16 protein-coding genes, 1 tRNA gene and 3 pseudogenes are annotated in these 22,830 nt (G+C 69.4%); 6 read left to right on the forward strand and 14 right to left on the reverse strand.

Annotation, left to right across the window (positions count from 1 at the left end):
• The first annotated feature begins 328 nt into the window (after nt 1-328).
• Nucleotides 329-1,471, forward strand: a complete 1,143-nt coding sequence (locus ACFZAT_RS18390; protein WP_391265254.1) for a Fic family protein — start codon at nt 329-331, stop codon at nt 1,469-1,471.
• A 3-nt stretch (nt 1,472-1,474) separates the two neighbouring features.
• Here ACFZAT_RS18390 and ACFZAT_RS18395 read toward each other — a convergent pair whose 3' ends face one another.
• The 4 genes from ACFZAT_RS18395 to ACFZAT_RS18410 all read right to left on the reverse strand — a co-directional run bounded on the left by ACFZAT_RS18395 (nt 1,475) and on the right by ACFZAT_RS18410 (nt 7,746).
• A complete protein-coding gene (locus tag ACFZAT_RS18395; RefSeq protein WP_391265255.1) occupies nt 1,475-2,383 on the reverse strand; it encodes a tyrosine-type recombinase/integrase in 909 nt (302 codons plus the stop codon).
• 43 nt (nt 2,384-2,426) lie between these two features.
• Entirely contained in the window at nt 2,427-2,867 is a 441-nt protein-coding gene (locus tag ACFZAT_RS18400) for a hypothetical protein (RefSeq protein WP_391265256.1), read from the reverse strand.
• Between the two features lie 480 nt (nt 2,868-3,347).
• Nucleotides 3,348-4,154, reverse strand: coding sequence for a YgjP-like metallopeptidase domain-containing protein (locus ACFZAT_RS18405; RefSeq protein WP_391265257.1), 807 nt, complete (start codon nt 4,152-4,154; stop codon nt 3,348-3,350).
• Nucleotides 4,155-4,158: 4 nt separating this feature from the next.
• Nucleotides 4,159-7,746, reverse strand: a complete 3,588-nt coding sequence (locus tag ACFZAT_RS18410) for a type I restriction endonuclease (protein ID WP_391265310.1) — start codon at nt 7,744-7,746, stop codon at nt 4,159-4,161.
• A gap of 241 nt (nt 7,747-7,987) precedes the next feature.
• Between ACFZAT_RS18410 and ACFZAT_RS18415 the strand changes: the two genes are divergently transcribed.
• The 3 genes and pseudogenes from ACFZAT_RS18415 to ACFZAT_RS18425 form a co-directional block, all read left to right on the forward strand.
• Nucleotides 7,988-8,509: a Scr1 family TA system antitoxin-like transcriptional regulator gene (locus ACFZAT_RS18415; RefSeq protein ID WP_391265311.1), complete on the forward strand. Its 522-nt coding sequence runs from the start codon at nt 7,988-7,990 to the stop codon at nt 8,507-8,509.
• A pseudogene (locus ACFZAT_RS18420) lies at nt 8,502-8,570 on the forward strand (DUF397 domain-containing protein); the annotation flags it as partial. The gene ACFZAT_RS18415 and the pseudogene ACFZAT_RS18420, both read left to right, overlap by 8 nt.
• A 32-nt stretch (nt 8,571-8,602) precedes the next feature.
• Nucleotides 8,603-8,656, forward strand: a pseudogene (locus ACFZAT_RS18425) (hypothetical protein); the annotation flags it as partial.
• A gap of 106 nt (nt 8,657-8,762) precedes the next feature.
• On the opposite strand, the gene ACFZAT_RS18430 reads toward ACFZAT_RS18425, so the two are convergent.
• From ACFZAT_RS18430 to ACFZAT_RS18450, 5 genes and pseudogenes are all read right to left on the reverse strand, one after another.
• Nucleotides 8,763-9,986, reverse strand: a complete 1,224-nt coding sequence (locus ACFZAT_RS18430; RefSeq protein WP_391265258.1) for a restriction endonuclease subunit S — start codon at nt 9,984-9,986, stop codon at nt 8,763-8,765.
• Entirely contained in the window at nt 9,979-12,624 is a 2,646-nt protein-coding gene (locus ACFZAT_RS18435; RefSeq protein WP_391265259.1) for an N-6 DNA methylase, read from the reverse strand. The genes ACFZAT_RS18430 and ACFZAT_RS18435 overlap by 8 nt, the downstream gene beginning before the upstream one ends.
• A 90-nt stretch (nt 12,625-12,714) precedes the next feature.
• Nucleotides 12,715-13,329, reverse strand: a complete 615-nt coding sequence (locus ACFZAT_RS18440) for an RloB domain-containing protein (protein ID WP_391265260.1) — start codon at nt 13,327-13,329, stop codon at nt 12,715-12,717.
• Between the two features lie 68 nt (nt 13,330-13,397).
• On the reverse strand, nt 13,398-14,654 hold the full coding sequence (locus tag ACFZAT_RS18445; protein WP_391265261.1) for an AAA family ATPase: 1,257 nt from the start codon (nt 14,652-14,654) through the stop codon (nt 13,398-13,400).
• A 148-nt stretch (nt 14,655-14,802) separates the two neighbouring features.
• Nucleotides 14,803-15,048, reverse strand: a pseudogene (locus tag ACFZAT_RS18450) (thiamine pyrophosphate-dependent enzyme); the annotation flags it as partial.
• A 49-nt stretch (nt 15,049-15,097) separates the two neighbouring features.
• On the opposite strand from ACFZAT_RS18450, the gene ACFZAT_RS18455 reads away from it, so the two are divergent.
• A tRNA-Arg gene (locus ACFZAT_RS18455) sits at nt 15,098-15,199 on the forward strand.
• A gap of 147 nt (nt 15,200-15,346) precedes the next feature.
• On the opposite strand, the gene ACFZAT_RS18460 is transcribed toward ACFZAT_RS18455, so the two are convergent.
• The 3 genes from ACFZAT_RS18460 to ACFZAT_RS18470 all read right to left on the reverse strand — a co-directional run bounded on the left by ACFZAT_RS18460 (nt 15,347) and on the right by ACFZAT_RS18470 (nt 20,571).
• Complete coding sequence (locus ACFZAT_RS18460) at nt 15,347-16,900, reverse strand: von Willebrand factor type A domain-containing protein (RefSeq protein WP_391265262.1); 1,554 nt, start codon at nt 16,898-16,900, stop codon at nt 15,347-15,349.
• A gap of 132 nt (nt 16,901-17,032) precedes the next feature.
• Nucleotides 17,033-17,911 carry an ABC transporter permease subunit gene (locus tag ACFZAT_RS18465; protein ID WP_391265263.1) on the reverse strand — a complete coding sequence of 293 codons (879 nt, stop codon included), beginning with the start codon at nt 17,909-17,911 and terminating at the stop codon, nt 17,033-17,035.
• On the reverse strand, nt 17,908-20,571 hold the full coding sequence (locus ACFZAT_RS18470) for an alpha/beta fold hydrolase (protein ID WP_391265264.1): 2,664 nt from the start codon (nt 20,569-20,571) through the stop codon (nt 17,908-17,910). The genes ACFZAT_RS18465 and ACFZAT_RS18470 overlap by 4 nt, the downstream gene beginning before the upstream one ends.
• A 164-nt stretch (nt 20,572-20,735) precedes the next feature.
• On the opposite strand from ACFZAT_RS18470, the gene ACFZAT_RS18475 reads away from it, so the two are divergent.
• Complete coding sequence (locus tag ACFZAT_RS18475) at nt 20,736-21,266, forward strand: AAA family ATPase (protein WP_391265265.1); 531 nt, start codon at nt 20,736-20,738, stop codon at nt 21,264-21,266.
• Here ACFZAT_RS18475 and ACFZAT_RS18480 read toward each other — a convergent pair.
• Together ACFZAT_RS18480 and ACFZAT_RS18485 are read right to left on the reverse strand one after the other, a co-directional pair.
• Complete coding sequence (locus tag ACFZAT_RS18480) at nt 21,263-21,880, reverse strand: DUF4291 family protein (RefSeq protein WP_391265266.1); 618 nt, start codon at nt 21,878-21,880, stop codon at nt 21,263-21,265. The two genes, ACFZAT_RS18475 and ACFZAT_RS18480, sit on opposite strands and share 4 nt — an antisense overlap.
• A 59-nt stretch (nt 21,881-21,939) precedes the next feature.
• A complete protein-coding gene (locus ACFZAT_RS18485) occupies nt 21,940-22,761 on the reverse strand; it encodes a hypothetical protein (protein WP_391265267.1) in 822 nt (273 codons plus the stop codon).
• Nucleotides 22,762-22,830 lie beyond the last annotated feature (69 nt).

Consider the following 22,830-nt stretch of genomic DNA (forward strand, 5'->3'; position numbering starts at 1 on the left):
TCGGACTTGGAAACCCGCGCTCGAACTCCTCTCCAAAGCGCTGGACGACCGCCTGGCCCGCACCGGCAAGGTCTGGCGGCGGCTTGCCACCCGGCTCCCAACCACGGCGACCCGGCAGCCGCGCTCATTCCCTGGGCCGAGGACGACCCACTGCGCCCCTTCCGTCACCCGATGGAGCCGGCCGCACGTCCGGTCCGATCATGGGCAAGCCCTCAACGACTGGGCTGATACCTGCACCCACCACCTGCGGCGCGAGAGAGGGAGACGCACGCCACAGCCACATCGGCGCCAGATTGACTCCTTGACATAATTATCGTGTCATGTAGTCATGCTGTACGTGACACCCTCCCTGAACGCCGACGACCGCCGCGCCCTCGACGAGATTGAGAGCATGCGCCGCTCCCTGCGCCACATGCTCCGCGCCACCCCTCGCTGGACCCGTCAGCTGCGCCGCAACCTCACCGCCCGTGCAATCGCCGGATCGAACACCATCGAGGGGTACGCGGCGACGGTCGATGACGTGGAAGCCCTCATGTCGGGTGAAGAACCCCTGGAGACCGGGGAGAAGACTCGTGCCGAATTGGAGGGCTACCAGCGCGGCATGACCTACATCCAAGCCCTCGCCGATGCCGGAGACGACTTCCGCTACGACGCCGGCCTGCTCAACGGCCTGCACTTCATGCTCCAGGGCCACCACCTCGACAAACGCCCCGGCCGCTGGCGCGACGGACCCGTCTACGTCACCAGCCCCGACGACCCCTTGGTCCCCGCCTACACCGCACCGGACCAGACAGACGTCCCCGCCCTGATGACGGAGTTCATCGATTGGCTCAACGGGGGCGACCTCGACGCGCCCGTCCACGTCCGCGCCTCCATGGCCCACCTCAACCTCGTCAAGATCCACCCGTGGAAGGACGGCAACGGCCGCATGTCCCGCGCCCTGTCCACTCTGGTGTTCTCCCGTGAGGCCCTGATGCCGCCCGAGTTCTCCTCCATCGAGGAATGGCTCGGCCGGGGGCAGAACACCTACGCCTACTACCAGATCCTGGAGGACGTGGGCGGCCCGCATTGGAGTCCCGAGCGGGATACCCGCCCCTGGATACGGTTCTGCCTGACAGCCCACCACCGCCAGGCCCAGCAGGCCCAGCGCCGCTTCGATGTCATGTCGCGGGCCTGGACCCGCCTGGTCGAGGGCGTCGAGGCCACCGGTCTGGACGAACGGGTCGTCTATGCCCTGCTGCCCGCGTTCTCGGACGCGAAGGTCCGCCGCACCGTCTACCAGCAGGACGCCGACCTCAGCGACCAACAAGCCATCCGCGACATCCGGGAGCTCGTGGCCCGCGGCTGGCTCGTCCCTCACGGCAAGGCCCGCGCCCGCTACTACGCCCCCGGGCCCCTCATGGACCCAGTCCGGGACGAGGTCCGCCAGTCCATGGAGCCCTACACGGACCCCTACCGACGGGAGCGGTGACCCTCACCGGCGATCACGGATCAGGGTGGCCGAGGCGTCCGGCATCTCGTCGAGTCGCTGCCGCAGATCCTGCTCTTGACCACTGATGCACTGCGCGTACGTGGCGAACAGCATGGCGACGCTGGTGCCGGCCCACTCGGCCACCTGAGCAGGCGGAATGCCGTTGTTCAGCCACATCGTCAGCCTGGTGTGCCGAAGGTCGTACACGCGTTGTCCTGTCGGTGATGCGTACACGTGCGGTGGCAGGGTTGCCCTGCGGGCGTGGTCCCACATTCGGCGGTAGACGGAACCTGCGAGAACTCCGCCGTGTTCCCCGGGAACGAGCCGATCGTCGGGGAGCAGGCCCGCCTCCTGGATACGCGACCGCAAGAGGGTGGACAGGGTCGGAGGGCACGGCACTATGCGTGTTTCGCCCTCTCCTCTGGCTTTCAGACGTCGCTGATCGTGCCGGGTTCCACTGTCGGTCCACGTGCGCCCGATCTCGGGCTCGGCAGTGTGGACCACGATATCGGCCCACTGCCGTTCATCCGAGGCAGGCAGGACAAGGTCCGAGACACGCAGCGCGACAGCTTCTTCCGGGCGCAGCCCCGTGAAGTACAGCGTGGCGAAGAATGCTTGCAGTCTTTGCCCGCTGCGCGGCCGGCCGCGAATCCAGTCGAGGAGCTGCGCAGCCTGCCGCTCGTTCAGCAGACGGCGTCGGTCGATCGCACTGGCAGACCGCTGTGTAAGGTTCCGCGACCCGGAAACAGGGTCGGACGGCAGAATGCCGCGGACCATCGCGTACCTCATCAGCAGATGCAGGACCCGTCGATGCCGCTGCACGGACGAAGCGGCCGCCTGTCTCCCGTCCAGCAGCGTTCCCAGTACCAGTAGCACGTCCTGGACGATGAGTGGATCGGTCCAGGCGTCCATGGTCGGAGTGTGCCGTCGCACCCAGCCGAGCACCGCGACCACGTCATCCGGGGCCTCGTCGCGGCGGTTGGTATTTAAAAGCCCAATCGCTCAGGGCCGTACGGACCTGACGCGAGGGAACGGCCGGTGGATCCCGGTCCAGCAGCGCAGTGGTGACGATCATCAGCGTGCGCGCAGTGTTCTTCCGGTGATTCGCCGACACACGTGGCCACTGGGCGTCCGCGAACTGGACGGCGAAGTCGTACCACCCGACCGTGGATGCTCTCGGCTCATGCCGTTCCGGCAAGCCGGACGACATGTTGAACGGTTCTCCAGCGTGCGTCGCGGTCACCAACTCCGCTCGGAAACCGTCGGCCAGCGCGAATGTCTGGAACGTCTTGCGATGGCGCCTTCCAGCGACGGCCCAGCGGACCCCGTAGGACTCGCGCAGCTTCCCGGAGCCCCGCTCGATCTGCCAGACCCTGACGTCAAAGGTGGTATCCATCGTCCGCACCTCGATCCGGTCGCCTTGGCGAGCCGCCGCGGAACTGGACGTGCCCGAATCGCAATCGGCTCCACCTCCATAATCCCACCCAGTCAGCCAGCCAGATCGTCCCACCTGAATCCCCGGGAACGACTGACCAAGCGTCACTGAATATCAAAAGGACAGGTCAGAGCGGTAGAGATACACATGCCGGGGCCGTCTAAGACGATGTCTCACGATCATTACGCCGGTGCGGCATGAGCTGGACTGTGCGCTGATCTGTTACGTCGCCTTGTGCTGAACGAACTGCGGGAGCCGACTGCTCCGCTCCATTGTCGTCGAGGTTCACTGCCTGTCCGCAGGGCGGCGGCGCAGCTCCGGTGGACGAGCGTGCGGTGTTCACAGCCGTGGTGTAGCGCTGACAAGTGGCTGCGCGTGGCGGTTCCTGCCGAGGGTTTTCGCTGTCCCGTCAGCCTGCGGAGGCGGTTCAGAGAGCCCTCTTCAGCGCAGGTCTCCCATCCACATCCTCCGCCCCACCTCGTCGAGCTCGGCCCGCCGGGCCGCGTACTCGGGCAGGGCGAGGCCCAGGAGCCGCCAGAAGGCGTCCCCGTGGTCCGGAACCCGGACGTGTGCGAGTTCGTGCGCGATGACGTAATCGACCAGGTGCATGGGCAGCTGGAAGAGCGGCCAGCCCAAGGCCATCAGCCCTGGCCCACCCCCGCGCACATCTGGCCGGTACGACCCCCAGCGGTCTTGGAGATCGCGCACCTCCAGCTCCGGCTCGGCCACCGCCATGCGAGCCGCCCATGGCTGGAAACGGTTGCCGGCCCAGGCGCGGCCGACCCGGGCGTACCAGTCGACGAGTGCGGCCCGGCCCGCCGACGGCTGCTCGGCAAGGTGTTCGGCCATCACGAGCCGTCCGGCCATCAGCCGCACCCGGCTGTCCTTGGAGGGGCCGTCGGAGATCGCCAGTCGGTAGGTCCTGCCCAGGTAGCGGAACACCTCGCCGTCGGCCAGGTGCTTGGCCGGGTGCAGGGATCTGGTCCGCTCCCGCTCGCCGAGCTTCGTCACTAGCCAACGGTGGTGAGCCCGGACGAAGTCCTGGGCCTCCTCCGCTGTGCGGTCCGGTGGAGTGTGCAGGGTCAGGGTGGCGTCGGGCTCCACGGTCAGCGCGAACCGCTTGCGCCGGGGGTGGGCGCGGACCCGCAGTGAGAACCCGTCGACGTCGATCGACGCACCCCCTGGGCGGGAAGCCTCTGCCAGGGCGTCCCAGCTGCTGTCGGCGTGCCTCTTGGCGGGTGCGGTCACCCGCCTATTCTCCTCTCGCCCTGGCCAGGAACTGGCGGCGGTTGTCGTTCGCGAAGGAAGCGAGTCGCTCAGCCATCGCCTTCAGCGGAGCCCAGTCCTTGCCCGCGGGCCGGAGTCCGCCCGCCAGCAGCCTTCCCTGGAGGACCCCGGCCAGTGTGGCCAGGTCTTGGCTCTGGCCCTGGTAGGACACCTTCACCATCGTCTCGGCCGCCACGTCACACAGCTGACTGACGAGCGGGCGGATGTCATCCCCGGTGTTCCTCACCTCGCTCCTGTCCGCCATGAGCTGGACCAGCAGCCGGTAGGTCCTTTGCTCTAGCGGACTGAGACCGACGAGCTCCGGGTCCTCCTCGTGCCCTTGCCTGACCTCCTCGATCAGGCGTGCGAACTTCTCGGCCTGCTCCTCGAACCGGTCGGGAGTCGTCCGGAGGATCTCCTCAAGGCGTTCCGACAAACGCTGGTACTTCTCCGGGTCCTCCCGCCGGACCCGCTCCTCCAGGTGGAACCGCAGCGCGTGCCCCATCTCGGCCGCAGCCTCGCGGGGCGGCAGGCCGCGCACCGCGTCATCGAAGCCGTCCGCGGTGATCCAGACGGGCGGAATCGCCTCCTCGATCTCCGGCCCCTCCAGGTGCTCGGCGATCATGGCCCGGACCTTCCGGCCGTACCTGCGGAGGGTGAACGTGCCGCCCTCGGCGTCCCGGAACAGACGGCGCACGCGCTTCTGGAGCAGCCCCCAGTGACGGGCATCGTTCACGTAGTCGAGGGCAGCCTCGTGCGGCAGGACGCGTTCCATCGTGTCCAGGAAGTCGTGCAGTGCTGTGTCGAACGCGAGCCGGGTGTCCTCGTCCGCGAACCGGTCCAGGGCGGCACGCAACCGCACCGGGTCGGTCAGGTCGGCGTCCGTGACACCGAGGCCCCAGAGGAGGCCGCGCACGGCGACGGCGGCGGGTTCGAGACCTTCGATCTCCACCGACATGCTGCGCATCGTGTCGTGCTGGTCGGCCTCCCGGTATCCGGCCAGCGCCTTGTTCAGATGGCCGAAGACGCCGTAGTAGTCGACGACGTAGCCGATCTCCTTGCCCGGGTGCGGCCGGTTGACGCGGGCGACGGCCTGAAGCAGTTCGGCGCCGCGAATCGGGCGGTCCAGGTAGAGGACCTGCTCGCGGGGGGCGTCGAAGCCGGTGAGCAGCATCGACTTCACGATCAGCATCGCGATGGGGCTGTCGGGGTGCACCGGGTCGGGCACGGCACCGCGCCGGGACGCATGGGGCTCTGTGACGGCGTGGGACCAGGGATGGTCCGCATTCGGGTCGGCGGCCTCCGCTTCGGGGGTAGGGACCGGCGAAGTCACCGCCGTCGCCGGAGCCCACACCGAATCGGGGGGCAGCAACGGGAACGACTTCTGGAAGCGCGCGATGTACGCCTCCTGCCGCCTGGAGTCGGTCCACTCCGTCCACTCGCCGTGCTTGCTGCCGGTGCTCGGCGAGATGACGGGCACGAAGTCGATCCGGCGCAGCAGGGCCCGGAACTGGTGGGCCTGGTGGAGATAGCGCAGCCGGCCTTCAAGCCTCTCCGGCGGAGTGCCGACGACCGACTCGGGGTCGTAGCCGTCCAGTTCCTCCAAGAGCTGGTCGCGGGCCGCTCGCAAAGCGTGGTGGTACTCCACGGCGGCCTTCCGGCTGACGGCTGCGACCTGCGCCTTGAAGCCGCCAGGCAGCACGGTGGTCACCCAGTGCTCCAGCATGTCCTCGGCCTTGGCCGCGATCATCGGCTCGGACTCGGCAACGTCGCTTCCGGTGGGCCACCGCTTCAGCAGCGCGGCCTTCTCCTCCTGCGTGCGGTCACGGACCAGGTCGTCGAACCGGCGGTCGAGGCTCATCCCGTCCTTGACCTCTCCCTCCCCGGTGCGACCCTCGTAGCGGATGCGGACGACGACCTCGTCGTGCTCGGCGTCCTCCATCCGGTACTCGTCCAGGAAGCCGCGCGGGGAGTCACCGCGCCCGAAGATCCGGCGGGTGTCCTCCTCTCGCCCGGTGGTGATGGGCGTCCCGGTGAACCCGATCTTCGCCGCGTTCGGGACGGCCTTGCGCAGAGCAGCGTGCAGCACGCTGGTGTGCGAGCGGTGCGCCTCGTCGACCAGGACGAGGATGGCGGGGGACGTGTTGCACTCCGGGAAGTTCGGCACGGGCGGCGCCACCTCGGCGCGCGTGCCAACGCGGGTCCGCTCGGCCTGCGCGTACTCTTCCGCCAGGTCGCGGCCGTCCTCGTCCTGCTCGGCGTCGCCGGAGAAGGTGAGCCCGACCCCGTACTTCTGGATCATCCCGAAGACGACCCGCCGACCGCCCGCCCGCAGCAGGCCCTCCAGCTCAGTGCGGGTGTCGGCCGTCACAACGTCGGACCCGCTCGTGTCCAGCGCCTCGGTGAGCTGCGTCTGCAATTGGGTGCGGTCGGTGACGACCACGACGGTGAACTCGCTCAGCCTCGGGTGCGCGTGGACCCGCCGGACGAGGAAGGTCATAGTCAGGCTCTTGCCGGAGCCCTGGGTATGCCAGATGACACCGCCGCGCTCGTCCTCGGTCGTCGGCCCGCTCCGGGCCCGCCCGTCGAGTAGCCGCCGTACGGCCTTCTCGGCGGCCCGGTACTGCTGGTGGCGGGCGACGGCCTTGACGGTCAGCGTGGCGCCGGTCTCGGTCTCGACAGGCAGCTCGATCACGTAGTGCCGCACAATGTTGAGCAGCGCCGCGGGGCGCAGCACCACGCCCACCAGCTTCTGCTGCTCGCCGAGTGCGGCGGGCGCGGACCCGTCGGCGTCCGGCACGAGCCCCGCCGTGAGAAGTTCACGCCGCAGGGTGCCGCCGTCCTCGGGCTCGACGCTGCGCCAGGGGTGGAAGTGCTCGGGGCCGGAGGTGACCGTCCCCAGGTGGGCGGTCTCACCGGTCGCCGCGACGAGCAGCTGCACGGTGCGGAAGAGCTCGGGTACGCCGGCGGGCCGGCTGGGCCCTTCCCCCGGACGGGTCCGCGCTCCCTCCTCCCTAACCGGGTTGCCCGCGTAGTGCCGAAGGTCGAGAACAGCCTCGCGAACGGGCTCGGCGAGGTCGGGACTCTTACACTCGACGGCGACGAGCGGGATGCCGTTCACGAAGAGGACGACATCCAGGACGGAGTCCTTGCCCGCGCGGTTCCTGACCCGGAGCTGGTCGACCACAGTGAAATCGTTGAGACGGAGCCGGTCGGGGTGCCACTCGATGTACTGCACCGTGGCCGACGCCCCGCCGTGCCCGGCGGAGGGGTTGCTCAGCACGAGTCCGCTGAGCAGCAGCCCGGTGGCCGTCAGGTTGGCCTTGACGATCCCCTCGCCGAGCGGCACGCGGACGAGTGCCGTGATGGCGCGGTCGACGTCGCTCGCGCCCATCCAGGGCACACCGTCCAGGGCCCGGGTGTTGATCCGGCGCAGGGCCGGGTCGAGCAGGTCCGTGAGCAAGGGCGTGTTGACGTCGAGCGTGCCGATCTCCCGGCCCGGACGGTGCGTCCACCCCATCGCCTTGAGCTGCGCGACCAGCGGCCGCTCCACCTCGTCCCGCTCCACCTGCATCACCACGAACCAGCGCCTCTTCCCGTACGTCCCCTGGAGATCCATTCTGCGCGGCGGGACGGGGGCGCGCGAGGAGTACGGGAGAGAGAACGGCGAACGGGGGTGCCGACGTTCCGGAATGCGGTAGTACGTCCGCACGGAGGCTTGCTCCGGTCAGCGCTCAGCGGCGCCTTCGCGAGGGTCCCCGGCCTTCCGCTCTTCCCGCTCCGGAGCCGGCAGGCGGGCGCCTCTGCTGTGGGCGATCCGCACGACGCCCCGCAGCGCCCAGTCATCCGGTCGCCCGGGAAGCGGAGCTGTACGGAGGAGGTGCGGTTGTCGGCCAGCAGGTCGGCGGCCATCTCGAGTTGGATGCTCTCGACGGCGTTGGCGGTCAATGATTCTCGACACCTTCGCCACGCCTGCGGTGTGGGTTCTCCTGGAAGAGGCAGCGCTGCATCGCGCAGTCGGAGAGCCGAGGGTCATGGTGGAACAGATCCGGCCCATGGTCCGCCTGATGGAGGCCAGCCGGGTGTGGGTTCATGTAATGCCGTACAGGATTGGTGCTTACCCTCCGCTGCAAAGCATGCTCACACTGATGTATTTCGAGGACGAGCCACCGATCGCCTGCTCGGAGAGCTCTCAGGTGGGCAGGCTCCACGACTTTCCGACTGTGGTCACCCGACTCCAGGCCATCCACGATCTTGCGCTGAGCGACGCACTGTCCCTGACCGAGTCACTCGTCCCACTCCGGGCGATAGCGGAGGACTACGAACGACATGACTGAGCGCAGCGTTCCGGACAGCTCCGCGTGGGAGGGCTGGCGCAAGTCCTCATACAGCAACACCGAGGGCGGCAGCTGCGTAGAGGCATTGGACGCATTCCGTCGGGCGTTTCCGTCACCGACTCCCAGACCCCGGACGGCCCGGCGGTCGTTTTCTCCATGACGAGCTGGTCCGCGTTCTTACAGCCTTGCGATCCGACGCCTCTCCCGCCTGATCCTCATACCCCGGTTCCTGCATCGTGGTTCTGTCTACTCCTCAGCCCCCGGCCACCGAAACGGCAACCCGTCCAGAGAGCAAGTCGTCCACGAGTCCCACTTTCAGCTCTCGCAACTTCGCAAGCTCGCCTTCCTCTTGAGCGATCTGCTCATCACACGATTCAAGTGCGCTGACGAGACGTCGCTGTTCGGACAAATCGGCCGGATAGTCGATCTCCAACTCGCGCAGGCGAGAGGGATTTACGTTCACCTGCTGAACGGCAACCGTCGAGATGGAGCGCACCTTTTGCCGAATAGCGGGATGCATCAGCCATTCGATGAGATATTCGGGCGACATCCGGCTGCGGTCTGGGTTCATCCGCACCAAATAGGATGCGAATGTCGCGCTCGGCAGTTCATCGCGCCACATAGCGGCTTTTCCTACATGATCGATGCTGTTAGTCCTATTGAACAATACATCACCATACCGCAGATACAACTGCCGAGGAACGGGGACTGGACAGTATCTAAGTTCGTGCGAGTCGATCCGTCCGTTGCGGATGTTGTTCATACGCAACACTGGAGTGCCTCGCCCATCCCTGTTCAGCGCTTCAGAGGTGCCATACTCAGCCATCGGCACGACATCCTTGAGAGGAGTACGCACCCACCCCTTCGGCGGATGTTTCCCCGAAATGGAGGCCAGAGACATCAGCACGGCGCCGCGTCGCACGTCGCGCAGCTTGGCGATCGACGTCTCGATACGACGCTCTACCTCCCCCAGGCTGTCAATCGCAGCCACAATCCGGCGCTGGGCCGCAAGATCAGCTGGGTGCAAGATTAGGTGCTCGGCGAACTTGTCCTGCGGCAAATGAGCGATGCTAGTTTGTCCCACGGAATCTGTGAACATCCGCCGACGGGCAGCATATTGCATGTAATGCAGCATGAACCGAGGATCAATCTCTCCGTGGGACCGGAGTCGATGCAGCGACTTCTGGAAGTAGCATTCACCACGCTCCTCCTCCCACATCGCAGTCCGCCCGACCTCACCCCCCTCGGTTACCAGCAAATCTCCTCGGACCAGTCGAAATTTTTCACGCTCTGCCGAGTCGAAACTCATAAAGTTGATCGAATCGAAGTCGAGCCGATTCCACTGGACGTTTTTATTGGTCAGGTAGCAACGCTGCTCGACCCCCGCTGACGCTTCCTTGCTCAGCATCTTGCCAAGCTGCATGTCAAATGCATCACCGACTCTGGAAAGCATCCACCCAGGGGGAAGCTCACTCATATCCCAACTCCTCCAGGAACCCGTCCAGCTTCGACGTCGCCCGCTCGCGGGCCGCGCGAATCTCGGCCAGCGAGACCGCGTACTTGCGCTCCCACGTCTCGTAGGACGTTGTCAACTCCCGCTGCCACCGGACCACGTGGCCGTTCAGCTTCAACTCGAGGTCGTCGCGGAGGAGGGCGAGGACGACCCGGCGCTCCTTGGCCGCATCCAGTGCCGCGCGCGCACGGAACAGCCGGGGCGGCTCCTCGCCCAAGGTGGGCGGGTCGCTCGGGTAGGGGAACCAGAAGTCCGCTTCCAGGCGTTTGACTACCGCGCCCGCCTTCGCGCGGTCCTTCTTCACGACGGCGATCTCCCCCAACAGATCCGCCAACTCCTCCGCCGAGAGGGCAACCTCCTCGACGTCGGCGTCGACCTCCTCGACGTCGGCGTCGGCCTCCGCCGAACTCGCCGAGCCATTCCCTGCCGCCAGCTCCTTCGGCAGCCGCCCGTTGAGTTCCTTCCACTTCGCGTCGAGGTTCGCCTTGCGCGCGTCCGCTTCCTTCAGCTCCGTCAGGAAGTCAGGGGCGATCGCGGCGACGAGCTTGTGGTCGTACGCCTGGCGCCGCTCCGCGGCGGTCCGCTTGCGCTCCTTCTTTGTGCGGGGCTCCTGTTCGGGGGAGAGCAGGGTCTCGACGTTCTCCACCCAGCCGTCGATCACGCCCGTGAACCCGTTCTCCGACAGGGCGAGCAGGTCGTATTTGGCCTCGTGCCACCACCCGGCGACCGCGCCCGCGAGCGCATATCGGTCGAGGAGGCCGACCTGGGTGAGCCGGTCGACGAAGGAGTCCATCAGCGAGCCTCGCGCCCGCATCAGCGCGGCCTTGCGCTCGGAGGCCGTCGACGCGGCGAGCAGTTCCGGTGTCGCGGCCACTGCTTCCAGGTGCTTCGCCTCCGCCGCCCACCACTCGGCGAACGCGGCCCGCAGCTCCTCTTCGCGCGGCCGGGCCAGCGCGCCAAGGTCTGGGCGGGCGTTGGCCGGCCGGAAGTCCAGGTAGTCGGCGTCGGCGGGCGAGCGCTCCGCGAACAAGTCATCCGCCCCGATCCCGTACGCGTCGAGCAGTTCGCTCTTCGCCTCGATCTCCGCGCGCGGCACCCCGCCGACCAGGTGCGCCTTGACGTCTTGCGGCTCGGGTGGCGGCGTGTTGTCCACGTAGCGTCGGATGTTGAGGTTGTCGCCGTTCTTGGCGAGCGTCTCGCGGGTCACGACGCGCGAGAAGCCAGGCACCTCGGCGAATGTCCGGAACGTGGTCGTGATCTTCTCGGCGTGCTCGGGCAGCAGCACGTTTTGCGCCCGCTCGGCGTGGTACTCGCGGTCCGCGTTGATGAACAGGACCTTCCCCGCGCGCTCCGGCTCGTCCTCCGCCCTGTCCCGGTCCTTACAGCCCGGCGGGCGCAACACCAGGATGCAGGCCGGGATGCCAGTGCCGTAGAAGAGGTTCGGAGCGAGGCCGATGACCGCCTCCACGGCGTCCTCGTCGAGCAGCTTCGTACGGATCTGCTGCTCGCCGCCGCCCCGAAACAGCACCCCGTGGGGCATAACGGTGATGACCATGCCGCCGCGCCCCTCCTTCTTGGTCTCCCAGAGCATGTGCTGGAGGAACATCAGGTCGGCCTTGCCGCGCTCGCTGGTCAGGCCGTAGTAGGTCCGCTCGGTCCTGTGCGCCAGGTCCGTGGCCGTGTAGTCCATCGAGAACGGCGGGTTGCTGAGCACGCCGTCGAAGCGGTCTGCGTCCGAGGTCGGGACGTGGGTCGGTCTGGCCAGGGTGTCGCCGGTGGTCAGGTCGAAGCGGCGCACGCCGTGCAGGACCATGTTCATCGTGGACATGATCCAGGAGCCGCTGTTGGCATCCTGGCCGGCAAAGAACATGTTGGAAGTGTCCCCGCCGTGCTCCTCCACGTACTCCGCAGCGTGGATGAGCATGCCGCCCGAGCCCACACACGGGTCGTAAATCCGCATGCCCTGGGTGGGGGCGAGGAGTTCGACCATCATGCGGACCACGGCGCGCGGGGTGTAGAATTCGCCGCCCTTGCGGCCGGCCGAGTCGGCGAACTCCTTGATCAGGTACTCGTAAGCTGCGCCGATCAGGTCGGGGAACTCGAAGTCGTCCGTGCGCAGCCGGACCCGGCCGAAGTGCGCAATGAGGAGTTCCAGGCGCTTGTCGGCCAGCGTGGCCGTGCCCGCGGCCGCGCCGGAGCCGCCGATGCGGTTGAAGTCCAGGTGGTCAAAGAGACCCGTGAGCTTCTCGTTCTGCCCTTCGAGAAGTTGAAGGGCAGGGCGCAGCACGCTCTCGTTGATGTTGCGCGTGACGCCCGAAATCCTGTGCCACCTGGCCTTCTCGGGGACGAACAGCACGTCGCGTTCGCGGTACGGGGCCTCTTGCTCGAGGTAGGCGTCGAGCTCTTCGCCGTCGAAGCCCCAGTCCCTCCTCGCCTGCTCCCTGATACGTTCCCGGGCCGCCTCGAACTCGTCGTTGGCGCGTTTCAGGAAGAGCAGCCCGAAGATGTAGTCCTTGTACTCGGAGGCGTCCATCGTGCCCCGGAGGATGTCGGCTGCGGCGAACAGGTGCCGCTCCAACTGAGCAAGCGTGAGCTTGGCCACGTGTGACTCCCTACGACCTGAAATGACGGTCCGACCCTATGACCGTCCCGCCCCATCCCGAAATCAGCGGCGGCCGGTCTGCCGGGGACGTCAGTAGGAGGCAATGCCGAGTACGTCCTCGACGAAGGTATGCATGTCCGTGTACGGGTCGCGGTCGAACTTGGGCACATCGTCACCGTGCTGGTCGTTCATGCGCCGGGCGTTGTCCCGGGCCTGTGTGAACCGGCCGAGGACCTGGCCGGGAAGGACGAGCTTTGGATTGGCGGCGTCCTCACTGCCACGCTGGAAAGGCAGCCGGGCGGCCGCGAGACCGCACACCCCGTCGAACGAACCAGTGACCGCTTTGTAGTGGGCAAGCCGCCACACTTCGAAGCACGGATGCGAGAAGGCGACATGGACACCTGCCTCCTTGGCCAGTTTCATCGCCTCGGGGACACTCGGATGGTTGTCGTGGTCGAAGAGGCACCAGACCTGCGGCTGAGCGGCGGCGCCCTTAAGCTTCGCGCGCTTGGCTTCGCGGGTCTTCTCGCGCAGGAAGTCCGCAGCCATCTCGACGAGGTCGATCGGCTTGCGGTCGCTCTTCTTCTTCCGGTTGGCGATGCGCAGCTCGACCTTGGCGGCAGGGTTCTTCAGCACCCCCACCTCGGTGATGATGTCGAGGTACGACGGCTCGGTCACCTCGCCCTCGGTGAAGACGAAGACCACCCGTCTCCGCTGTCCTGCCCCCCTCGAGGACCGTCCCAACGCGTCGTTTCCCCGCTGCGGCCGCGCCATCAGCCCTGTCCCGCCCCTTCGTACGCCCCGGTCTCCCGCGCCGTGGCCAGCCGCCGCGCGATCTGCCCCTCGAGCAGGGACGGAACGCCACCGAACGCCCCCGTGAGGTAGGACTGGGTGAGGTCCTCTTCCTCGCCCGGTTCCGCGTCCGTCAGTGGGTAGAGCTCGGTCGCCCCGTCCTTGTCCTTCTGCGTCAGCCACACCTGCCCGGGCTCCAGCAGCCTTCCCCCGCTGGGGGTGGTCAGCATCGTCGCGTCGTGGGAGGTGAAGACCAGCTGCGCACCCCTGGGATTCGCGAGGGGGTCATGGAAGAGCCGCACGACCTCGGCGGCGAACCGGGAGTGCAGGCTGGCGTCGAGCTCGTCGATGAGCAGTACCGCGCCCTCGTCGAGGGCCAGCAACAGCGGGCCGAGGAGAGCGAACCAGGAGCGGGTGCCGTAGGACTCCTCCGCCCAGTCGAAGGCTACGTCCTCGCCCGCCGACCGGTGGGTCAGTTTCACCGAGCTCTTGCCCGGGTCCTCCTGCACGACAGAGGCCCCGGTGATGCCGAGGTCCGCGACCCGGAGCAGTTCCTGGATCCGCTGGGCGCGGTGCCCGGCGAGCTCCCGGGTGGTAAACGCCTCGCGCTGAGGGCGCTCGGCCTCCGGGTCGATCGACCACAGATTACGCCGGAACCAGTGGAAAAGCGGAGAGAGCTGCGGATGGTTGTCCGTGCCGGCCGTGGAGAGCAGGAGGGCGTTCGGTCGGGTGCGGCGCACGAGTTGGGATCGGTCGCGAACCCGGCCGCCCGGCCACCTGTAAACCTCGGTCCGGGACGCGTCGCGGTCCAGCCACTCCTGACGGCGGCCGCGCGGGTAGCTGTGCAGCCACTCGGACTCGACCCGGTCGGCGGCGAGCTCGAAGCCGTACGTCCAGCGGATGGAGTCGATGACGATGTCAACCTCGAAGAAAGACGGTTCGTCCTCGCTCTTCGGGTTCAGCGCGAAGGTGTGGCGGGGGACGCCCTCGTAGGACGCCCAGCGAGCGTAGGAGTTGAGCACCGCGTGCCGCATGTCGCCGAGGGCGCTGAGAACGTTCGACTTGCCGGAAGCGTTCGCACCGAAGACGGCGAGGAGCGGGAAGACGGCCAAGGTTCCGCCGCCCGCCAGCTCCACCGGGTTCGCCGACCCATCGCCCCCGCTCTCGGGCGCGATGAAGGACAGTTCCTGTTCGTCGCGCAGGGACCGCACGTTCGCCACGCGGAATCTCAGCAGCACACCGTCCTCCTCTCCGCGTTCAGCCTAGTCGCGGCCTCTGACATCGGCCCGGCGGGTGCCACCTGGCCTGCGGTGCCGCCCCGCGGACCGGAACATACCGTCCAGGGTGGGCCGACGGGAGGGTTTGGGAGATCTTGGTTGGCTGCGCTCAGAGGCGGGTCGGGGCGAAGGGCTTCAGGACCGCTGGGAGGACGACGGCGGAGGGGCCGGGGGTGGCGAGGTACTGCGCGAGATCGGGCTGGAGCGTGGCGGGGGACGACAGAGTGGCCGGGATGCCGAAGGACTCGGCGAGGGCGGTGAAGTCGGGGCGGGCGGGTTCGGTGCGTGTGGTAACACCGAACGCATCGGTCATGTAGTCGCACAGGACCCCGTAGCCGCCGTCGTTGACCCACAGGTCACCCGAACAGTCGAATCCCACATACGTCCCACAAAACGCCTGACCAGCCGTCACCCAAGGGATAAGTTGCAGGTCAAGCGGGGTATGGACTATACGCAGTGGGTGCCTTCTAAGCACTTGGCCGCAGGTTCGAGTCCTGCCGGGGGCGCCTTCGCCCAGCCGCCCGCGCCGGACCTCCCCCCGAGGGAGGTCCCTTTTTTCGCGGGGCACAGCACGCTAGCGCGGACCGTGTAGCGGCGGCGTAAACACCGCCGGAGCCCCGGGAGGGCGTGCCGCTCCCCCGGGGCTCCTCGCGTCAGTCCATCTCGCCCTCTCCGGTGTCCTCCACGGTGTCCCCGCCGCCCTTCAGCCGGTCCGCGCGGGTGATCGCGTCGGCCAGCTTCGTGACCGAGGCGTCCTCGGTGGTCGTGGCCAGCTTCTCGGCCCGGTCGGCGAGTGCGCCCAGGCCCGGGGTGCCGGGCAGGCCGGAGCCGCGCAGGTTCTCCGCGAAGTAGGCGGCCACCGCCGCCACCTGGAGGCGGGTGCTCCGGCCGCCCCAGAGCTTGCCGGTGATCGCCCCGGTCGCCACGGAACCGGTCTTCTCGTGCGGCTTGCGGGTCTCCGGGTCGAGCCAGCGCACGGTCGCGGTGGCGACGTGGCCGGAGGCGCCGTCGCGCAGCCGCACCGCGTACAGGGCGGTGACGGTGTGGCCGGGCCCGACCTCGCCGCCGTCCACGGTGTCGTCGCGGAAGTCCTCATCGGCGACCTTGCGGTCCTCGTAGCCGATCAGCTTGAACTTCTCGACGGTCTCCGGGTCGAAGGCGACCTGCGCCTTGGCGTCCCGGGCGGTCAGTTCGAGGTGGGCGGGGAGCTGGTCCACGAAGACCTTGCGGGCCTGTTCCTCGTCGGCGATGTACGTGGTGTGGCCGTCGCCCTTGTTGGTCAGCTGCTCCATGAACGCGTCGCCGTAGTCGCTGCCGACGCCCACGCCGAAGAGGGTGATGCCGTACTCGCGGCGGGCCGAGTCGATCCGTTCGAGGATGTCGTCCGCCTCGGTGTCGCCGGTGTTGGCCAGCGCGTCGGAGAGCAGCACGACCCGGTTGTTCACGCCCTTGCGGCGGCCCTCCACCGCTGCCGCGTAACCGCGCTCGATGCCCGCCCCGACGTTGGTGGAGTCGGCGGGTTCCAGCGAGTCGACGGCGTCGCGGATCCTGCTCCGGTGGCCGCTGATCCGGGTCATCGGCAGGACGGTCTCCGCCTCGTCGCTGAAGGTGACCAGGCTGATGGAGTCGTCGTCGCGCAGCTCGTCCGTGAGGATGCCGAGCGACGTCTTGACCAGGCCGAGCCGGTCGGGCGAGTTCATCGAGCCGGAGACGTCCACCACGAAGGTGAGCGCGGCCGGGGGCCGTTCGGCGGTGGAGGGCGCGGCCTTGGTGGCGAGGCCGACCCGGACCAGCGACCAGTCACCGTCGTCGGCGGCCCTGGCCCCGTCGACGGAGACCGAGAAGCCGTTGCCCTCGGGACGGTGGTAGCCCTGGCGGAAGCTGTTGACGAACTCCTCGGGCCGCACGGTCTCCGGTCCGGGCAGCCGGCCGTCGGCGAGGGTGCGGCGGGCGTAGCCGTACGAGGCGGTGTCGACGTCCAGCGCGAAGGTGGAGAGGTAGTCCGGCCGGGCGGGCTCCTTCAGCCGGTCCGCCTCGCCTCCCTCCTCCTTCGCCCCGCCCGTGTAGGCGGGCGCGGGCGCCCCCGCGCGCCGCTGGTCGGATGTCGCCTTGCCGCCGCCGTCCGTCCCCGAGCAGCCGGTGAGCAGCACGCCCCCCACGAGCAACAGCCCCACTGCGGACCGGTACTTCCGTGTGCGGTGTTCCATCCCGTACCCCCTGTGTCGTCACGTCAGCACTTGTGAATGTGACGTGCGGGCGGGCGGTCCGGACCGGACGAAAGCGTTGCGGAACGATCTCGATGCGGCAACGACGAGCGCGGAACCGGCGGAATGTCAAGGTCAGGACACGATGTCCTTACGGCTGAACCCTCGGAACGCGAAGGCGAGCAGGATCAGGGCATACGTCACCGATACGGCCGCGCCCTTCGCCATGCCGCCCCACTCGATGGTGGGCTGGAGCGCGTCGGCCCAGGCGAACTGCCAGTGGGCGGGCAGGAAGTCGCGCCAGGAGCCGAGCGCGGTGACCGCGTCGAGCACATTGCCGACGATGGTCAGCCCGACCGCGCCGCCCACCGCGCCGAGCGGGGCGTCGGTCTTCGTCGACAGCCAGAACGCGAGTCCGGCGGTCACGAGTTGGGACACGAAGACGAACGCGACAACGAGCGCGAGGCGCGGCACCGCGTCCCCGGCCGACAGCGCTCCCCCGGTCGGCAGCTGCAGCGGCCCCCAGCCGTAGGCCGCCGCCCCCGCCGCGAGCGCGACGAGCGGCAGCAGCACCATCGCGGCGAGGCTGAAGCCCAGCGCGACGACGAGCTTGCTCCACAGCAGCCTGGCCCGGGGCACGGGCGCGGCCAGCAGATAGCGCAGCGAGGACCAGCTCGCCTCGGAGGCCACGGTGTCACCGCAGAACAGTGCGACGGGGACGACGAGCAGGAAGCCCGCCGAGACGAACAGGCAGGTCGCGGCGAAGTTCGCGGCGGACGCGGTCGCCGTGTCCATCAGCGTGATCCGGTCCGCGCCGCCACGCCCGCCGTCCGGGGTGCCGCCGATCGCGAACGCGATGATCAGGATGAACGGCAGCGCGGCCAGCACCCCGCCCATGAGCAGGGTCCGGCGCCGGCGCAGCTGCCGGACCGCCTCGACGCGCAGCGGGAGGGTGTGGCGGGCGCGGTAGCCCGGCGCCTCGGGGGCCTCGGCGAGGCCGGCTGCGGTGCTCATGCGGAGCCTCCTGAGATCAGGGTGAGGAAGGCGTCCTCCAGGCGGCGGTGCGGGCCGACGCCCGTCAGCGGCACGTCGAGGCGGACCAGCTCGGCGATCAACTCGGGCGAGCTCGCCCCGTCGAGCCGGACGAGGAGCCCGTGCCCGTCGTCGGTGCGGACGGCGGAGCCGATGCCGGGCAGGGCGGCGACCTTCTCCACGAGGGGTTCGGTGAGCGGGTCGGCGGCGGTGACCAGGAGCATGTCGCCGGAGCCGGTGATCTCGGCGACGGGGCCCGCCTGGACGAGCCGGCCCCGGTCCATGACGACCAGATGCGTGCAGGACTGCTCCACCTCGGACAGGAGGTGGCTGGAGACGATCACGGTGCGGCCGCCGGCCGCGTACCGGATCATCACGTCCCGCATCTCGCGGATCTGCGGCGGGTCCAGTCCATTGGTCGGTTCGTCCAGGATGAGCAGGTCCGGCATGCCGAGCATGGCCTGGGCGATGGCGAGCCGCTGCCGCATGCCCTGCGAGTAGGTGCGCACGGCGCGGGCCAGGGCGTCGCCCAGCCCGGCGATCTCCAGGGCCTCGTCGATGCGCGCGTCCCCGTCGGGGCGGCCGGTGGCCTTCCAGTACAGCTCCAGGTTGGCGCGCCCGGACAGGTGCGGCAGGAAGCCCGCGCCCTCCACGAAGCAGCCGACCCGGGAGAGCACGGGCGCACCGGGACGGATCGCCCGCCCGAAGACCCGGATCTCGCCGTCGTCGGGGGTGATGAGCCCCATGAGCATGCGCAGGGTGGTGGTCTTCCCGGCGCCGTTGGGGCCGAGCAGGCCGAGGACCTGGCCCTTCTCGACGCGGAACGAGAGGTCGCGCACGGCGTATCGGTCCGCCGACTTGGCGTACTTCTTGGACAGGCCGGTGATCTGGAGCGGTACGTCGGTGAGCGCGGGGTCGGGTGCGGGCGTCGCGGTACGGCGGCGGGCGGTGAGCAGCAGGCCGGCGGCGATCACCAGGGCGGCGGCCGGCAGCCCCCAGGTCCACCAGGGCAGTGCGGCCGAGGCGGTTTTCAGGCCGGGCGCGGTGGGCAGCGTGAGGGGCCCGTCGAGGGAGACGGTGTACGTGGCGGGCTCGGCCGGGGACGCGTAGCCGAGGTCGGTCGCGGCGAGGACGAGGCGGATGCGGTGGCCCGCGTCGAGTTCGTGGTCGACGGCGGGCAGGGTCAGCTCGATCGGCCTGCCCTGGTGCGCGGGCGTGATCCGGTACGGGGCGACGAGCTGGGCGGGCAGCACCTGACGCTTCCCGTCCGGCGACACGTCGTACACCTTGCCGAACAGGACCGCGTCGCCGTGGCCGGCCTTCACCGTCACCCGGACCGTGGGGGCACCGGTGATGCGGCGGGCGGTGGGCAGCGGGGCGGAGTCGAAGCGGGCGAACTGGCCGGGGAAGTCGAGGGCGAGGCCGCCGACGCCGAGGGAGGAGAGCTGGGCGAGCGAGCCGCCGACGCCGGGTACGGCTGAGATCGAGGGCGGGTTGGCCCCTGCGGGGTTGGTGATCTTCTGGGTGCGCCCGCGCAGTTCGACGGTCCGGGGGCCGCTGTGCAGGCCCGGGTACGTTTCGCTGGTGGCGCCCCGGGTCAGGGCGGCGCCGTCCGTGGAGTCGATGCCGCCGGTCCGGGTGACGCGGAAGGCGGGGCCGGTGCCGGCGCCCTCCTGCCCCTTCAGGTAGCGGTCGAACCAGCCGGTGATCCTCTTCTGCACCCGGCCGGTCTCCATGTCGCCCCCGTCGTGCCCGCCGGCCGCCCAGTCGACGGAGACGGGGGCGCCGTTGGCGGCGATGGCCTTCGCCATGGCGTCGGCCTGGCCGAGCGGGAACAGGGAGTCGGTCTGGCCCTGGACGATGAGCGCGGGGGCCTTGATGCGGTCGGCGACGGCGCTCGGGGAGCGCTTCGTGAGCAGGGCGCGGGCGGCGGCGTCCGGCTTGCCGCTGACGGCGACCCGCTCGTACAGGTCGCACAGCTCCTTCTCGAAGTTGCCGCAGCCGCCGCCGGAGTTGACGAAGATCCCGGCCCAGAGCTTCTTGAACACGCCGTCCGGGAAGAGCGCGTCGGCGAGGTTCCAGTAGGTGATCTGCGGGGCGATGGCGTCGACGCGTCGGTCGTGTCCGGCGGCGAGCAGCGAGACCGCGCCGCCGTAGGACGCCCCGGTGATGCCGACGCGCGGGTCGCCCTTCGCGTCGAGCCGGACCTCGGGGCGGGCGGCGAGCCAGTCGATCAGCCGCGACACGTCCTTGACCTCGCGGTCCGGCGCGTTCAGCCCGATCTCGCCGCCGGACTTGCCGAAGCCGCGCGCGGACCAGGTGAGGACGGCGTATCCGTCGCGGGCCAGTTGCTCGGCCTGCGCCCGGGTCTCCGCCTTGCTGCCGCCGAATCCGTGGCCGATGAGCACGGCGGGCCGCCGCCCGTCGCCCCCGGCGGTGAAGTACGAGGTGTCCAGGGAGACCCCGTCGACGCGCATCATCCGGTCCTGGCGGTGCACGGCGGGGCCGCTGTCGTCGGCCACCGCCGTCCAGGTGCCCGCACCGGCGAGCACGAGGAGCGCGGCACCGGCCGCCGCCCACCGGCCTCGGGTGCGGGGCAGCAGGCGCCGCCACCGGGACGTACGCGCAACAGGGGAGTCCATGCTCCGACCCTATGCGGCCCGCCACCCCGTCCCACCTGCCGCCGGGCGGAACTCCCGGGCATCCTCAAGGCGTACGGAAGCGGGCCTCGTACTCCGGACGCGGTATGCGCCGGGGCCCGGCAATTGCGTCGCGCGACGCCCCCGCGCTCTGGAACGCTGCCGGGATGGAACAGCCGGAAGTACTGCTCATCGGCGGCCGCGCCGGCGTCGGGAAGACGACGGTGGCCTGGGAGGTGTCGGCGCGGCTGCGCGAGGCGGGGGCCGTGCACGCGGTGGTGGAGGGGGACTTCATGTGCGCCGTGCATCCCGCACCGGACGGCGACCCGCACCGCTCCCTGATCACCGAACGCAATCTGGCGGCGGTGTGGGCCAACTACGCGGCCCTGGGCGTGCGCCGCCTCGTCTACACCAACACGGTGTGCGTACTGCCCGAGGCCGCGCCCATGTTCGAGCGCGCGATGGGGGCGGGGGTCCGGTGCGTACGGGTGCTGCTGACCGCGTCCGACACGACGGCCGCGCGGCGGCTCACCGGCCGCGAGATCGGCTCCGACCTGGAGCACGAGCTGCGCAACAGCCACCGCAAGGCCCGCATGCTCGACGCCCGCGCCCCGGCGGACACCGCACGGGTGGCGACGGACGGGCGGACCGTGCCGGACATCGCGCGGGAGGTCGTGGACCTGACGGGGTGGGCCTAGACGGCTTCCCGGGCCGTGGGCAGCGGGGTGCCCTGGGGCAGCGGGTACGGCGTCTCGGCGGGCAGCAGCGCGGTCGCGGCCGCCGTGTCGCCCGCCCCGGCCAGCGCGTGGATCTCCCGGGCGAGCGGGGTGACGTCGCGGATCGAGACCGTCCACTCGTCCGCGTAACGCCGTGCCGCCTCGCCGGCCAGGCCGAGCTGGAGGGAGCGGTACGGGAGGCGGTTCAGGTGGAGGTCGCGCTCGGGGTCCCACTGGACGCGGGCGGGGGCCCGGCGCAGGTCGCGCTGCCAGGTGGCGTGGTCCGGGTGCACGCCGCGCTCGTAGTGGGAGAGTTCGGCGTGGGCGAGGGCCCAGTCGAAGCCCTCGCGGGTGATCTCGACGGCGAGGACGGTCTCCTGGCCCTCCTTCGTCGCCCAGCCGCAGCGGTACATCATCCACAGGAAGCTCGGCTTGATCCACGTCATCCGGTCGCGCTTCCAGGCGGCCGGGAAACGCCCGTCGCGGGCGGCGGGCAGCCCGAGTGACGGGGTGTACGCCTGATAGACGGTCACGGTTCCGGCGGTGTGGAGCGCGCGGATCTCGTGCTGGGGCGGGATGGCTGCGGACGCGGTCATGCAGCCATCCCAGCACCAGCGGCGGCCGGACGGCGAACGAGTTTCCGTCCGGACGCGCCCTAGCGGGCGGCGTGCATCTCGCGCGGGCCGTGCATCACGCGGACGCCGGACGACACGACCACGTGGTCGCCGGCCGACGCCTTCGCTCCGGCCGTGGAGTTCCCGTAGTAGTTCCACCGCCAGGTGCCGGAGTCGGTGGCCTTCACGGTGGTCTTGAGCGCGCCCGTCGAGCCGGACGTCACCTTCTTGACCGTCTTGTACGAGGACGCGCCGTCCGCCTTGAACTGCAGGCTGACCGTGCGACCCGCGTACCCCTGGTAGGTGTGCGTGTCCCAGTTCGCCCGGGTGACCTTGCCGGTGATCGTGATCGTCTTGCCGAACACGGCCGGCTCGGGTGCGGCGTTGACGGTGACCCGAGTGGCGCGCTGGACCTGGACCGGGATGTTCAGGTCGTCCTTGTCGTAGTCGTCACCGACGTACGAGATCTCGGCGGCCAACTTCCAGGTGCCCGCGTCCTCGTTGCCGAAGTCGTAGTGGCGCGGGTCGATCTCCAGCCACTCCTCGAAGTCGCAGATCCCCTTCGCCACGGGCCGGCAGTCACTGGTGGTGATGAAGGTCCACAGGCTGTCCCCGCCTTCGAGGCTCCCCCGGTACGGATACACGGTCGGTCCGTAGTCGAACCTGCGCGTGGTCGTCATGCGGAAGGTCCCGTGCACCTCGACCACGTCGTGCACCCCGATCACGACCGGCTTACCGCCGTTGAACGACACCCGGGAGAAGGACGCGCCCCCCTCCGCCGCCCCCGCCGGTACCGCCGCCATCGCGGTGAACACCGCCACCGCTCCCCCGGTCACCACCGCGTTCCACATCGTCTTCGCCATACGCGAGACCGCCCCCTCCCTCGGAAAACCGGACCGCCTGTGGGACCAGGGAGGACCCGATGCGGTTGT

The organism is Streptomyces sp. NPDC008163 (assembly GCF_042956885.1).
GTDB classification, from domain to species: Bacteria; Actinomycetota; Actinomycetes; order Streptomycetales; family Streptomycetaceae; genus Streptomyces; species Streptomyces drozdowiczii_A.